11 protein-coding genes, 1 other RNA gene and 1 pseudogene are annotated in these 15,396 nt (G+C 42.4%); 9 read left to right on the plus strand and 4 right to left on the minus strand.

Annotated elements, in window-relative coordinates:
* Positions 1 to 52: 52 nt before the first annotated feature.
* The 5 genes from EGC80_RS02440 (at position 53) to EGC80_RS02460 (ending at position 8,434) form a co-directional block, all read left to right on the plus strand.
* Positions 53 to 1,273, plus strand: coding sequence for a threonine/serine exporter family protein (locus tag EGC80_RS02440; RefSeq protein ID WP_124013213.1), 1,221 nt, complete (start codon positions 53 to 55; stop codon positions 1,271 to 1,273).
* 249 nt (positions 1,274 to 1,522) lie between these two features.
* Positions 1,523 to 3,202 carry a ShlB/FhaC/HecB family hemolysin secretion/activation protein gene (locus EGC80_RS02445; RefSeq protein WP_124013212.1) on the plus strand — a complete coding sequence of 560 codons (1,680 nt, stop codon included), beginning with the start codon at positions 1,523 to 1,525 and terminating at the stop codon, positions 3,200 to 3,202.
* Positions 3,203 to 3,407: 205 nt separating this feature from the next.
* Positions 3,408 to 5,561, plus strand: coding sequence for a TonB-dependent receptor (locus tag EGC80_RS02450; protein WP_124013211.1), 2,154 nt, complete (start codon positions 3,408 to 3,410; stop codon positions 5,559 to 5,561).
* A 372-nt stretch (positions 5,562 to 5,933) separates the two neighbouring features.
* On the plus strand, positions 5,934 to 7,511 hold the full coding sequence (locus tag EGC80_RS02455; protein ID WP_124013210.1) for an AAA family ATPase: 1,578 nt from the start codon (positions 5,934 to 5,936) through the stop codon (positions 7,509 to 7,511).
* Between the two features lie 62 nt (positions 7,512 to 7,573).
* Positions 7,574 to 8,434, plus strand: a complete 861-nt coding sequence (locus EGC80_RS02460; protein WP_124013209.1) for a DNA adenine methylase — start codon at positions 7,574 to 7,576, stop codon at positions 8,432 to 8,434.
* A gap of 813 nt (positions 8,435 to 9,247) precedes the next feature.
* Here EGC80_RS02460 and rnpB read toward each other — a convergent pair.
* Positions 9,248 to 9,604, minus strand: an RNA gene (gene rnpB / locus EGC80_RS02465) — RNase P RNA component class A.
* Positions 9,605 to 9,658: 54 nt separating this feature from the next.
* Complete coding sequence (gene rsmI / locus EGC80_RS02470) at positions 9,659 to 10,501, minus strand: 16S rRNA (cytidine(1402)-2'-O)-methyltransferase (protein ID WP_101033050.1); 843 nt, start codon at positions 10,499 to 10,501, stop codon at positions 9,659 to 9,661.
* Between the two features lie 89 nt (positions 10,502 to 10,590).
* On the opposite strand from rsmI, the gene EGC80_RS02475 reads away from it, so the two are divergent.
* From EGC80_RS02475 to EGC80_RS02490, 4 genes are all read left to right on the plus strand, one after another.
* A complete protein-coding gene (locus EGC80_RS02475; RefSeq protein WP_101033051.1) occupies positions 10,591 to 12,414 on the plus strand; it encodes a penicillin-binding protein activator in 1,824 nt (607 codons plus the stop codon).
* Entirely contained in the window at positions 12,411 to 12,737 is a 327-nt protein-coding gene (locus EGC80_RS02480; RefSeq protein WP_101033052.1) for a YraN family protein, read from the plus strand. Before EGC80_RS02475 ends, EGC80_RS02480 begins: the two co-directional genes overlap by 4 nt.
* A 128-nt stretch (positions 12,738 to 12,865) precedes the next feature.
* The gene (locus tag EGC80_RS02485; RefSeq protein ID WP_101033053.1) at positions 12,866 to 13,459 is read left to right on the plus strand and encodes a phosphoheptose isomerase; all 594 of its coding nucleotides are present in this window, start codon (positions 12,866 to 12,868) and stop codon (positions 13,457 to 13,459) included.
* Complete coding sequence (locus tag EGC80_RS02490; RefSeq protein ID WP_124013208.1) at positions 13,456 to 14,025, plus strand: BON domain-containing protein; 570 nt, start codon at positions 13,456 to 13,458, stop codon at positions 14,023 to 14,025. Before EGC80_RS02485 ends, EGC80_RS02490 begins: the two co-directional genes overlap by 4 nt.
* A 37-nt stretch (positions 14,026 to 14,062) precedes the next feature.
* Here EGC80_RS02490 and EGC80_RS02495 read toward each other — a convergent pair.
* Positions 14,063 to 14,293: pseudogene (locus EGC80_RS02495) on the minus strand (DMT family transporter); the annotation flags it as partial.
* A 100-nt stretch (positions 14,294 to 14,393) separates the two neighbouring features.
* Positions 14,394 to 15,392: a tryptophan--tRNA ligase gene (trpS, locus tag EGC80_RS02500; RefSeq protein WP_124013207.1), complete on the minus strand. Its 999-nt coding sequence runs from the start codon at positions 15,390 to 15,392 to the stop codon at positions 14,394 to 14,396.
* Positions 15,393 to 15,396 lie beyond the last annotated feature (4 nt).

Consider the following 15,396-nt stretch of genomic DNA (forward strand, 5'->3'; position numbering starts at 1 on the left):
TAATATTCGCGCCAAATAAGCTCATCACCTTACAAAAAGTGACTATCGCCCAGTGGATAATCAGGATTTTTTAGAAAAACGTCGATTTATCATTAAATTAGGAAAAGCCTTACACAAGTTTGGTACCCCGGCGTATCGCTTAGAATCTCACTTACAAACCGTATCAACGACTCTGGGTATCGAAGGGTATTTCTTAATATCACCCACATCGATGACCTTCGTACTTCAGCATGACACTGAGCAAGAATACAATCACGTAGCCCGTGTGAATCCGGGCGATCTCGACTTAGGCTCGTTAGCGCGCACCTTTGAACTGGTAGAAGAACTCAGCTCTGGGCAACGGACACTGCAAGAAGCCCTTGATCGCTTAGAAGAAATAGCCAATAAGCCTAATCCTTATGGACACAAACTGACGTTATTGGCCTTTGGCACAAGTGCGGGCGGGTTTGCCATGCTAATGGGCACAGGTTGGCACGATGTTTTTTGGTCGGCCATACTTGGCTTACTGGTATACGGTTTAGTCTTTTGGGCTGAACGATCAAAACGTATCGCCGAAATGCTCGAGCCCATGGCGGCGGTTATGTGCGCCATCTTGGTCTCCGGTATTGCGCAATTTGACCCCAGCATCAATTTACCTGTCACCATTTTGTCTGGGATCATTATCTTTGTCCCTGGCCTTGCGCTCACACTCGGTTTAGCTGAGCTAGCCGCCCGCGATTTAATCTCTGGTACTGCGCGCATTATGGACGCTGTGATGCAGCTGTTTAAACTGTATTTTGGCGCCGTGCTCGGCATGACCATTGGTAAAGCCATCTTTGGTGATGCCATTTATGTTGAACCCATTCCACTGCCACGCTGGGCTACTTGGTCTGCGGTGCCGCTATTGTCTATGTCACTGGTGATCATCTTTAAAGCGCGCTTAAAAGACTCTCCTTGGGGGGTTTGTGCTGGCATTGTGGCATTCTTTTCTGCCATGCTCGGAGGAATTTACTTAGGCGAATCCATTGGCATATTTGTTGGCGCGTTATCGGTAGGGATATATTCAAACCTCTATGCTCGCTGGATGAAAGCACCTGCATCCATTGCATTACTGCAAGGCATCGTTATTCTTGTGCCTGGCAGTAAAACCTATATTGGCTTAAATGCATTAATTTCGGGTGAAACCATGCTTAACCAAGCCCATTTGGGGTCGCAAATTTTTCTCATTTTTATGTCTTTAATCGCTGGACTCATTTTTGCTAACGTTGTTGTACCCCCTCGTCGTTCGCTGTAAACGTTAGTCTTGTCCTCATATTCCTATCGACTTAAGGGCTGCTATTATTTCAGCCGTTATTTTTACAATCTAAATATCCACACAATTTTGATGGCTAAATGAAATATTTATTCAAGCTAAATGCTTGACTATTATATTATTCAGGTATGATATAAAACAAATAGGCAACATAAAAACCTCATACAGGAAACAATACTTCAACGCTTGCTGACCTATTAAAGACATAACAATAAAAATAAGGACGAAGCTATGCCAATAATATTTACGGCAGTATTTTTTTTCGCCATCCTGCTTGCTTCGTCTTGTGTTCAAGCAAACATAATTGACACTAGGACGCAGTTAATAGTCAAAGATGACTCTGTCACCCGCAAATCATCACCATCGACAACCAATAAGCATGATGTCGACAAGGTCACTAACATTGTGGTGGTCAGTCATCCTATTTTTGACGAGTCGGCACCCGATGCTATTTTCCTACATCGCTGGGCCAATTATCTGCATATCAATACCAAAGAATCGACTATTCTCAATAGCTTAAGCTTTGAGGAAGGCGATAGCCTTACCAAGAAAGATCTTCAAGAAGCGCAGCGCTTACTGCGCTACGAACCTTATATTCGTGACGCTGATATCAATATCGCCAGAAAAGATCCTCTCGCCGATGACAACGTTGAAGACGTGGTATTAGTAGAAACATGGGATAACTGGTCACTACTGCCAACGGTCAGTTTGAGTAAAAATGGCGGCGACACCAAATACTCATTTGGCATAAAAGAAGATAACCTACTGGGATTAGGGGTTAAAACCAAAATAAAATATCAATCGAGTGCCGAACGCACCGGTTACAAGTTTGCCTTTGATGCTCCAGTAAGGTGGGTTAAACACGGTAATGTGTCGGTTGATTTTTACGATAACAGCGACGGCCAAGCATCGGCAATTGCCTTTAATAAACCCTTCTACACACTCGATACTCAGAATATGTACACTGTGTCGTGGTTGACCGATACGCGCATCGACACCACACGACAAAATGGCCAAGACATTAATGAATTTGAGCATGTGATTGATTATACCAATGTAGGTTTTGGTTGGTTAGTCGACAAACAAGCAGATCAATTGCATCGTGTTAGTCTGGGGATTACCCAAGATAATCATCAATTTAGTAACATAGACGATTACCCAGTTTCGCCTTTACCTTTTGATCGTGAGTTTGTTTATCCTTGGATCCGCTACGAATACCTGCAAGATCAATACACAGTATTGAATAATATCAAGCTGATTAATAAAAACGAAGACTTTAACTTAGGTTGGCATCATACGGTAAGTGTAGGATTTGAAACCAATGACATCGCCGACAATGCGGATATGGGTTATCACGTAACGGCTTCAAGCAGTCGCGGTTGGCAACAAGACAATCAATTATTGTTAATGAGTTTAACTGGGCGGACAGATATTCAAACTGGCCAACAAGATTTTTATAATGTGGGTTTAGCTGCGGAATATTTTCATCAAATTAGCCCTAAATGGACCGCCTACTCCAAGGCGCGCATTGCAACCTCACACAATAACTATCTTGATCAAACGTTTGCACTTGGTGATGAAACCGGCGTACGCGGTTACCCCAATGACTACCAGCATGGTGATAATCAATGGTTGCTCACGAGTGAAATCCGATACTATCCAAACATCAATTTATATCAACTGGCCGAGTTAGGCTGGGCAGTATTTGCCGATATCGGTCAAGCAAGCGGTGGCCCAGATGAGCAAAACGAAGTTGATGGTCCTATTGGTAGTATTGGTATTGGCGCACGGATTTACTCTTCTAAATCCAGTTACGGTAACGTAGCCCATGTTGACATTGCCGTTCCGATCACCACAGGTAACGACATCAATGCTTGGGAGTTCAGGTTCCAAGTGAAAGATCATTTCTAACCAGGCAGGCTCTGTTGTTACCACAGCGCCTAACTAGGACGGTAGCACTAACGAGTAAACGATTAAGACTAAACAATCAACACTCACTCGTTAAATGAATTATTAATATCCATCTGATTTAATGTAAATAATGTAAATAACCTGCGTTTGTTAATGATAATGAATATCATTACCTCCCACTCATTATTTATTAATCGGTATACCTATGTTATTCAAGCCTAGCCAATTGGCTATAGCGACTCATTGTGCATTATTTTTATTAGCACTCCCCGTAGCTAATGCCAATGCAGAATCATCATCACAACCCACAGACAACAATGCCTCAATGGAGCGAATGATTATTACTGGCAGTCGCTCAGCCGAACGGATAGACGAAGTCCCCTCTTCAGTCACGCTTATTGAACAACAAACCCTTGCACAAGACATGTTAGTCACCTCTGAGTTACAAAACTTACTCGCATTTCGCGTCCCAGGACTAGCGCCTAGTACAGGCACATCAAGTAACTCAGGGCAAAATCTCCGTGGTCGTGCCGCATTAGTGATGATTGACGGCGTGCCCCAATCTACCCCATTACGAAATGGCAAATTAGGCATAAGCTCTATCGATGCTGGAGCAATTGAACGTATCGAGGTGATTAAAGGGGCAAGCTCTATTTATGGCAATGGTGCTTCAGGCGGGATCATCAACTACATCACTAAACGAGCCAGCGAAGATAAAGCACGCGTTAATGTCGGGGTTTCCAGTAAATTTAGCGCGGTAAAATCACAAGACAGTGCCGGTTATCGAGTTGATACTTCCATAGACGGTACCCTTGATGACTTTAGCTACGTATTGAGTGCCATTACAGAAAAAACAGGCGTGGAACGCGATGCTGAAGGTGACGCCATCGGATTAGTTTATGGTTTATCAGAAACGAAATCGAACAACTATTTTACCAAACTCGGCTACCAACTTGATGACGACAAGTCGATTCAACTGACGTATAACTACTACGAAGCCCAACAAAACTCAGACTACATCGATGTTGCTGGCAATGCTAACACTGGCGAAAAAACTTACGCCGTAGAAAATACTACTGGGATTGCAAAACTGGGCGCCCCTCAAGGGCCACGCGGCAATCATAACCTAATGTTAAAATACGTCGACTATGAGATATTCAATAACACCCAATTAACCGTCGATGGTTACCTGCAAAAAATTGAAAATATGTTCTTCTTTTCAACGGCACTCGCTAACCTAAGTGAAGGTTACGAAGGCGGCCAATCGTTTATCAAGTCAGAAAAGAAAGGCCTGCGGGTTAACTTTGCCACCCAAGTTGATTGGGATAATGTCGAATCAAGCTTTATTTACGGTATTGATGCACTGCAAGACATCAGTTCACAACCATTAGAAGACGGCCGAATTTGGGTGCCTGAAATGGACATGGGTAACTTAGCGGTTTATTTACAAACTAAGTTTGTCATTGCCAATGATTGGGTTTTAAAAGCCGGGATCCGCCAAGATAGCGTCAAGTTAACTGTCGATGATTATCAAACCTTAACACTCTGCCGAACCCCAAGTACTTGCTCAGTACCTTTTGATGTCACTGGCGGAGAATTAACATATGACTCAACCACATATAATATTGGCTTACGTTACAATATCAACGCGTTATTTAACCCGTTTATGAGTTTTTCCCAAGGTGCAGATATTTCAGATATTGGTCGCCTTTTACGCACCGCCACGGTTGATGATATTGCGTTAATCCGCACCGAGTCATCCATTGTTGATAACTATGAAATCGGTTTTGCAGGGCAATGGGGTGATGTCAATTATGAAATTGCTGCCTACCGAAGTGAATCAGAATTAGGTACAAGTAATAGCTTTGATGCAACAACAGGCATTTACTTACCCGTGCGTGCACCACAAAAAATTTGGGGTTACGAAGCACAAATTGACTATCGTGTATTTGATAATCTCAGCACGGGGTTAAGCTATAGTTGGATTGAAGGTAAAGACACTGATACCGATACGTATCTAGATGGTGGCACCATATCACCACCTAAATTAACCGCTTATGTCAGTTGGCAGCCTGTTGAAGAGGCAAGTATCGGCATTAACTACATGTCTGTTGGTGACCGTGACCGATTTGAGCCGATCGATGGCGCATATATTGGGTCTCAAGGACCTATCGAAAATTATAACCTAGTAAACCTAACCAGTCGCTATCAACTCAATAATTGGCAACTCTCACTAGGGGTAGAAAACTTACTTAATGAAGATTATTTTTCTGCCCGCTCACAAGCTTCGACTAACGCGAGTTACTATACCAAATCACTGGGTACCACTATCAATGTGGGCGTAAAAGCCAGCTTTTAACCCTAGGAAAAGTAACAAAAAAAAGGCCTCGCATTGCTGCGAGGCCTTTTTTTATAAAGAGGTGAGTTGGCCGATAAGCCGGGTCCTGTCGTGGACAGTTATTCATCTAGGCCTGCAATTGCTCACAGGCTCAAGCGACCTACCCGGTCCCAACGCGAGCAGCGCCATACGGGACCCTATTTGGTCTTGCTTCGGGTAGACCCTAGCGACAATTGCACGGATGCTTCTAATGCTAAAAGTGGCTACAGTGTACCAAACGATGTACCAAATTCACCTACTTTTATATCACATGAATAATCCGAATGATTTCTCTTCGTAAATATGTGATTATAATATGATTATTTACAATGCGAACCATTCTGAAAGGTACTTATGATTATTGAACATTTGCATGTCAAAAAGTTTAGAGGCTTTGACGATGTAGGATTTCCTTTGGGAAAGCAATTAACTTTAATTGCAGGGCAGAATGGTACCCAAAAAACTACAGTATTGGGGATGCTCACACAAGCATTCACAATTGGAAAAGACTCTCCACTCAATGGTGTCAAGCCTCTATGCGGCGGAACTTATCGCTCTATGTTTTCAGATAAATTTAAACTTTCTGATACATTTGATAAAGCAAAAGAACATGAATGGACACTAAAGCTATCATTACAAGAAGAGCCTTTTGTAATGGAAAGTATGACGAGGGATAGTGTTAGTGGTTCTATTCGATTCTGGCAAAAAGGTAAACGTGGGAAAGGTGATGGCTACTTTCAGTTACCAGTCATATATCTTAGTTTAAAAAGGTTGATGCCTATTGGTGAGGACCGAAATCTTTCACAAGACTCCCGAATCACATTAAATACTGATGAAAAAGAAATCTTCGAAAAAGCTTACAAAGATATTTTAATTAGTACAGATAGAATTGACGCTATCGACCCCTTGGCTAGCTCACACAAGAATACTGCAGGGGTATCTAGCGAGCACTATGACTGGAAAACTAATTCTGCCGGTCAGGATAATATAGGTAAAATACTTCTTGCGATCTTGTCTTTTAAACGACTAAAAAGCGAATACCCTAATGACTATAAAGGTGGAATAATTGCAATCGATGAAATTGATTCCACACTGTATCCTGGCTCCCAAGTTAAACTGATAAAAAACTTATTAAAGTTTTCAGTAAAGTATGACATTCAGTTTATTGCGACGACCCATTCTTTAACAATGATTAAAGAAGTTGATAAATTAGTTAATGACCAAAAACGGAAAGGTCAAGCAACGAATATTTTCCTGCGTAAAGCAAACTCAAATATTTTAGCAGATATCAACCTCCCATATGCTGCAATGAAGAATAATCTAAATGTATCATTAGGTAATCATACCCCCCCCAAGATTCCCGTTTACACAGAAGATCCCGAAGCGATTGACTTCGCTAAAGCTGCGCTAGGAAAGAAGTTTAAATACATTGACTTTAAAGATTGCAAGCTTGGGTGTAGCCAGTTCCTAGACCTAATCGAACGAAAAGTTGAATCATTTTTGTTCCCCTCCTCAATAATTATCCTAGACGGGGATGTGATCCCTACAAAAGCCTACAAAAAATATCTAAACAAAAAGCTACAGAAAAATATAGTATTGTTGCCAGGAACAGTAAACCCTGAAACAGTACTCGCTACATACCTAAGTGAACTAGATGACACTGATAGTTTCTGGACCCCGACGAGCTCAGTTATGACGTACACTAAACAGTTTTGCTTCTCTAACTATACTTTAGAGGATATCAAGTCTGATAGGGTGAAAGCTAAAAAATGGTATAATGAACAGAAAGATACTGGTGCATGGGGTGCTAGAAATGCTAGCAAAATATTCAAGAAATGGTTTGAAGAACACCCAGAAGAAAAGCGAAGATTCGTGAACGACTTCGAAGACCTATACAATCTTGTAGCCAAAGAGCATGGTGTTCAAGTATAGAGTGGCCATAAGAACTTATGGCTGGTATAATACATGCTTCTTCTATATTTATGCGGTAAATAATGCCTTCAACTCCATCTCCTTTGAGATACCCAGGTGGTAAATCCTCAGTGCTAAACATGGTATCTGAGATTATTCACACTAACAACTTATCAGGCTGTTCCTATGCAGAGCCATATGCTGGTGGTTGTGGATTAGCCTTGAACTTGCTACTAAAAGGTCATGTAGAGAACATCTATTTAAATGACTACGATATTTCAATATGGAGCTTTTGGCACTCTGTATTAGAAATGCCTACGCAGCTAATACAGAAAATCATTGATACCCCAGTCACTATAGATGAATGGAGAAAGCAACGTCATATTCATAGTACACCGAATGAACACGATACGTTGACATTAGGGTTTTCTACATTGTTTTTAAATAGAACTAATCGCTCAGGAATAATAAAAGCAGGTTTCATTGGTGGTGCGGCGCAAGACGGAAAATATAAAATTGATTGTCGATTTGGAAAAAAAGGATTAATTGAAAGAATTGAAAAAATTCAAAATCATAAAGATAAGATTAATCTATACAATTTGGATGCATTAGAGTTTTTTGAAAAGACAGATAGCTTGCTTTCTCAAGATGGTTTTTACTGCATTGACCCTCCCTATTACAAAAAAGGGCATACTCTCTATACCAACTTCTATAAACATGATGACCATGTAGAGCTTGCAAGAAAGATATCTGATTTAGAAACAAAATGGATACTCACATACGATAATGCAACGGAAATAAAATCTCTTTATCCATCCCTGAAGCAATATCTATTTAATCTCAACTATAGTGCAGGTGTGAAACGCAAAGGAACTGAACTGCTAGTAGTTAGTAATGATATTTCAATCGGAACTAAAATTAACATTTCAAAAGTAGCACCCTAAATTACTTCGCACTCCAAGTTTCAATAGGTTAGTAATGGGCAACCATGAAGCCACCTTACGAAAGTCTCAACCTATATCCCATCAGTGCACTTCTGTGATCATATTTTCCAGCATTGCCGCAACTGCACTAGCATGTTTGGATGGGAAGATGATGCCATCGGCTATAGAGCGAGGTCATGACAAGAGGTCGTCACTATAGTCCTGTGCAGCCACACGAATAACCTCCAAGTCATCAGAGCTGTCGACCTCTATCGACTGGTTGAGTACTCATTAAAGGCATATGCGCCAACATACTCGCTTGGTGTCACAATAATCTCTTTTTAGTCCCCCAATCCATCTTTAGGTCAATAGGATAACCAGTACTTACTACTTTCTAGCGTTATCTTGCATTATCATACTGACAGCCCAACTACTATATGCCTCGCATGTGGTTCTACCTGAGTTAATTCCTTCTATTAGCTCCTCCGCCCTTGCTGTTACTGCATCACGGTTGTATTGAAGGATAAAGCCAGCCTCAGTTCTACTTGGGTACTGGTCGATTTGAGCTAGTTTAGCTATATCTTCATAGCCCCCTGTGTCAGGATAGTTGTCGCCTCTACTTTTTTAGTTAGAGGAGATTAAAATGAAGAGAAAATTCACTAGAACAAGTGGGGTCAGTGTAAACTTTATTCTACAAAAAACAGCCAACCATAATAAATCGGTAAGTAGTAGATACCATTACGCTGGTGCGTATAGGGGATTGTTTGTAGCACAGTTGACTATTACTCTGTAAGAAAAAAGGCCTCGCATTGCTGCGAGGCCTTTTTTTATAAAGAGGTGAGTTGGCCGATAAGCCGGGTCTTGTCTTGGACAGTTATTCATCTAGGCCTGCAATCACTCACAGGCTCAAGCGACCTACCCGGTCCCAACGCGAGCAGCGCCATACGGGACCCTATTTGGTCTTGCTTCGGGTAGAGTTTACCTTGCTACGAACTATTGCTAGTCGCACGGTGCGCTCTTACCGCACCCTTTCACCCTTACCATTTTTAGCCGAAGCCAATAAATGGCGGTCTCCTCTCTGCTGCACTTGTCGTCGGTTCACACCGCCCAGGCGTTACCTGGTACCCTGCTCTTTGAAGCCCGGACTTTCCTCCCCGTACTTGCGTACGCGGCAACTGTCTGGCCAACTCGGCGCGGATTATAGCTTAAGCAGCGCAACAAACCAATGCATAAGCAACGGACTTTTTATAAATCGAGCTCTAAACCGTATTTATACAAAGCATTTTTCTTTAAACCGTGTATTTGCGCCGCTATAGCCGCGGCCTTTTTAAGCGGTAATTCTTCACAGAGTAGCTTTAACGTAGTGACCGCGACCGCTGGAACACCTTCTTCATCAGATAATGAGAAGCCGTGACACATGATGACAATTTCGCCTTTCTGTTGATTTTTATCGGCTTCAACTATCGCCAAAACTTCAGCAGCGGTGCCAGATAAAAAGGTTTCGAAAATTTTAGTGACTTCACGCGCCATCACGATTTGTCTATCGGCGCCTAACACTTCAATAATCGCGGCAAGGCTATACAGAATACGATGAGGAGATTCGTAAAATATGAGTGTACGAGGATCTTCTTTAAGAAATTCAAGTTTATCGATACGGGCTTTTTCTTTTGACGGTAAGAACCCCTCAAAACTGAATCGATCCGACGGTAATCCCGATGCACTCAAGGCCGTAATCGCGGCACAAGCACCCGGTAAAGGCACCACTCGGTGGCCCGCTTTGCGGACATAATTAACCAAATGGTAGCCGGGGTCTGAAATGAGCGGTGTGCCAGCGTCAGAAATGAGTGCTATTGACTTGCCCGCATCTAATTGTTCAACTATCCATTGCACTCGGTCACGTTCATTGTGATCATGTAGTGCCGTTTTACGGGTTTCAATACCAAAGTGACTCAGCAGCTTTCCGCTGTGGCGAGTGTCTTCACAGGCGATTAAATCTACCTGTTGCAGCACCTCTAATGCACGAGCGCTGATGTCGCCAAAATTACCAATAGGGGTGGGAACAATATACAGCGCGACCATTTGGTCCATAATTACCTCGATAATGAATCTACCTGATACTTTCGCCAAGCGTAAGAGCAGGTTAAACTAGTGCCAGCATCTTACCAGAGTGAAGCCAAGTGTTAAAAAGACTGAATACTACAAAATTCGTGTGTGCGTTGATTTTCTCTGTATTGGTAGTAGGTTGTGCCGCCAAAAAACAGCAAGATAATGTTGACGTAAACGCATCACTCGTTGCCGCGGAGCATCCGGCTAAAATTTATTTAGTTAATGCTACCAATAGCAGTTTACCAGAAAAGCGTGATCGTTATTTATTACTGGCGGCTCACGCTTATATAAATGATGGTAATTTTAATGCTGCCACCAATGTTTTAACGTCAATGCAAAAGCCAATGGTGAAGGTACCTTCGCTTCTCGCTGAGCATATTTACTTGCGCGCCCGCATTGTTGAAAAAACCAATAGCAGCCAAGCCGCATTAGATATTTTACAGTATCCGCCGCATTGGCAGCTACCACGCTGGCAAATGGCAAGTTATCACCAATATAAAGCCAAGTTGTATAAGCATACTCAGCAGCCCATCGATCAGGTAAAGCAACTCAGCTTATTAAGTAATTACTTACCAAAATCCGAAACGGCCGCCGTTAATGATGTCATTTGGAAACTGCTACAGCCTTTGCATGAAGAAACTGTGCAGTCGTTTATGCGTGATCAATCTAATCCGATTTTTGCAGGTTGGTTGCAACTAACCTATATTGCCAAGCGTTATGCCGTTGAGCCAACACAGCTGGTGCGTTATTTAGGTGAGTGGCAACGCAATAACCCTTATCACCCGGGAGCGGTGAAGTTACCCGCTAATTTAGAAAAAGCACTGAATGCCAAACCCTTTAGACCACAAAATATTGCCGTCTTATTACCGTTAACGGGTCCGCGCGCTGCGATTGCCGAACCAATTCGCCAAGGATTATTATCTAGCTATTTATCTGATTTTGATACCAATGTGTCGCTTAACTTTTATGATACTCAGCAAGGCGTCACGGCGGCTTACCAACAAGCTGTCGCCAAAGGTGCAGAGTTTATCATTGGGCCGTTATTACCCAATGAAGTTGAAGAATTACAAAAAATTAACGACAAACAACAAAGCACTGTGCCTCAATTGTATTTGAACCAAACTGATACATTTACGCCACAGGCAAATTTATTTTATTTTTCATTGTCACCAGCGCAAGAAGCCAGTGATGCGGCACAGAAACTCTATAGTGATGGGGTAAAGCTGCCGCTACTACTGGTAAGTAATGATGCCATTGGCAAGCGTATGGCTGACAGTTTTAAGCAAACTTGGTTAACCTTAACCAGTAATGATGCAGAAGTGTATTATTATGATGCTGGCGACCAAATGAAGGTAACAGTTCAACAAGCATTAGGCGTTACAGATAGCCAAGCGCGGATTAGCAGAATGCGTAATTTATTGGGCAGTAGCTTAGAATCAGATTTTCGTTCTCGCCAAGATACTGATGCGATATACATGATTTCGGGTTCACAAGATTTAGCCCTGCTCAAACCCTTTTTAGACGTTAACTTTAGCGTGTTCTCTGAACCCGTAGCCTTGTATACCACTAGTCGCAGCCGCCTTGAAAACGAGTCGGCGCAGTCGGCTCAAGAACTCAATAACTTGATGATTAGTGATGTGCCATGGTTAATGCAATCTAGTAGCGAAACGCAAATGGTGTCAGCGCTATGGAGTGGTTGGAATAACAGCCAAAAACGTTTGTATGTTATGGGTTTTGATGCACTTGAATTGGTCAACCGTTTAGCCCAAATGCGCGCTTTCCCAGGATATCAATTTATGGGCCGCAGCGGTGCGTTATCGGTGGATCCTAATGGGGTGATTGATCGTCAATTGTCTTGGGGACAATATACCCAAGGACAATTAACACCACTATGAACCGCGGACAATTAGCTGAACAACATGCGCGAACTTACCTTGAACAACAAGGTCTGACGTTTGTAGAGGCTAATGTGCGTTACCCATTTGGTGAAATAGATTTGATTATGCGCCAACAGGATGTATGGGTGTTTGTTGAAGTAAAATTTAGGGCGTCAAACCAGTTTGGTGGAGCCTTAAATGCCTTAACAAGCAAACAGATCACCCGGATAAGATTAGCTGCTGATCATTATTTACAACGCCAAAAATTGAATCCACCTTGTCGCTTTGATGTGATTGCGATGAATATTGATGAAATAAACTGGCTACAAGGCTGTTTTTAAGCGACAACTGATTACCATAACCTTGATTTATGGCATCATATAGTCAAATTACCGAGTCTAACTGATGAGCGACGATAAAAAGCCAATCAGAGACATACGTAGACATAATTTAGCGTAAGGATTGTTGCATGTTAGAACGTATTAAAGATAGTTTCACCGAATCGATTCAGACTAAAATTGATGCTGCAGAAGCATTACCTGAGCCTATTGAAAAAGCTGCAGAGATGATGGTGCAATGTTTACTTGGCGGTAATAAAATTCTGTCATGCGGTAATGGCGGCAGTGCTGGTGATGCTCAACACTTCTCTGCTGAGTTATTAAACCGTTATGAAATTGAACGTCCACCGCTACCTGCAATTGCATTAAGCTGTGACACGTCAACGATTACGGCTATCGCCAACGATTATAGCTACGATGAAATTTTCTCGAAGCAAATTTTTGCACTGGGTCAGCCAGGCGATATTTTATTAGCCATTTCGACCAGTGGTAACTCGGGTAACATTATTAAAGCCATGGAAGCAGCGTTAAGCCGCGACATGACTATTGTAGCGCTAACCGGTAAAGACGGCGGCGCAATGGCTGGCTTGATGAGTGTGGGTGATGTAGAAATCCGGGTACCATCAAACGTCACCGCACGTATTCAGGAAGTTCATTTACTGGTTATTCACTGCTTATGCGATAACATCGATCGCACCTTGTTCCCACAGGATGAACAAGCATGATAAGAGCCATACTCATCATCTCAGTCTTGGCAATGCTGCAGGGTTGTGCTGGTGCGGTCATGGTTGGCGCCGTTAGTGGTGCCAAGATGGCAAATGATGAGCGCAGCATGAGCACTCAAATTAGCGATACTAATGCTGACTTTGTTATTGCTAGCGCATTATCAAAACATGATGACCTTAATAATCAAACCAATATCGCGGCGATTGTGATGAACAACAATGTGTTGATGATAGGCCAAGCACCTAACTCAATGCTGCGCGATAAAGCTATTAAAGTGGTGCAAGAGTTACAAATTGGCGGAAAAATACATAACCAAATTCGTATTGGTACGCCAACATCGTTTACCACTCGCAGCAACGACACTTGGGTGACCACCAAAGTGAAAGGCCGCATGTTAAATGAAAAGTCACTCGACATTACTCGAGTAAAAGTGATTACCGAAAACGGCGAAGTCTTTTTACTTGGGTTAATTGACCGCAAGCAAGCTGACTTAGCCGTTGAAATCGCTCGGAATACTGCTGGTGTGCGTAAAGTGATTAAGGTTTTTGAATACACCAAATCTTAATCCTGCGGTACATTGTGGCTTATAGCGATTAAAAAATTCATCCTGCATTTTGCTCGATGAATTTTTTTTGGCCTCTTTTCGCTTGTATCCAAGGGATAATCAGCGACGGCAATACAATAAAACCAGCCCCTACCCAACTTAACCCATCGAGCCATTCATCAAAAAACAACCAGCCGAAAAAAACACAAAACAATAATCCGGTATATTCCGCCACCACGATTTGACTGGCTTGTGCTTGGCGATAGGCCAAAGCACAAAACCACTGATAGGCATTATTTTTCAGGTTAAGAGATGGGATCAATAAGCAAAAAAACAAACAAAAAATAAGCCAGCAAATTGCTGGCTTAAAGGTAAAATTGGCTGATGACTTAGACAATAAGCCCAATTTTTTCATACACATTCTTAAGGGTCACTGCAGCACGCGCTTGGGCTTTCTCTGCGCCTTCAGCCATGATCTGGTGTAAGAATGCCTCGTCAGCACGATACTCTTTAAAGCGCGCTTGCAATGGCTCAAGCATACCAACAACAGCTTCGCCTGTAGCCACTTTCAAATGACCATACATTTTGCCTTCAAACTCAGCTTCTAAAGACGCAATTGACTGACCCGTGCAACCTGACATTAAACTGAGCAGATTAGACACCCCTGGCTTTTGCTCCAGGTCAAAACGCACTACTGGCGGCTCTTCGCTGTCGGTCATGGCTTTTTTTATTTTCTTTAAAATCACTTTAGGATCTTCAAGCAAACCGATCACGTTATTACGATTATCATCCGATTTAGACATCTTTTTAAGCGGCTCTTGCAACGACATCACCTTAGCACCATGTTCAGGAATGAACGGTTCTGGGATGGTAAAAGTGTCGCCATAAGCATTATTAAAACGAGTGGCAATATCACGTGTCAGTTCTAAGTGTTGTTTCTGATCTTGACCAACAGGGATTTCATTGGCTTGATAAAGTAAAATGTCCGCCGCCATTAATACCGGATAATCATAAAGCCCAACGTTAATGTTATTGGCATGCTTTAACGACTTATCTTTAAACTGGGTCATGCGGTTTAACTCACCCATTTGGGTGTAACAATTTAGTGCCCAACTGAGCTGAGTATGCTGCGGTACTTGCGATTGAATAAACACAGTGCTTTTTTTAGGGTCAACACCACAAGCAAGATACAGTGCTAACGTGTCCAAGCAGGCTTCTCGCAATGCTTTAGGATCTTGGCGAACCGTAATGGCATGTAAATCAACAACACAATATAGGCAATCATGACTCTCTTGCATGGCAACCCATTGACGAAGTGCGCCCATATAATTACCTATGGTTAATTCGCCTGATGGCTGTGCACCGCTGAATACTATGGGTTTGGTCATGTGT

The sequence above is a fragment of the Shewanella psychromarinicola genome (assembly GCF_003855155.1).
In the GTDB taxonomy this organism is placed as follows: Bacteria; Pseudomonadota; Gammaproteobacteria; order Enterobacterales; family Shewanellaceae; genus Shewanella; species Shewanella psychromarinicola.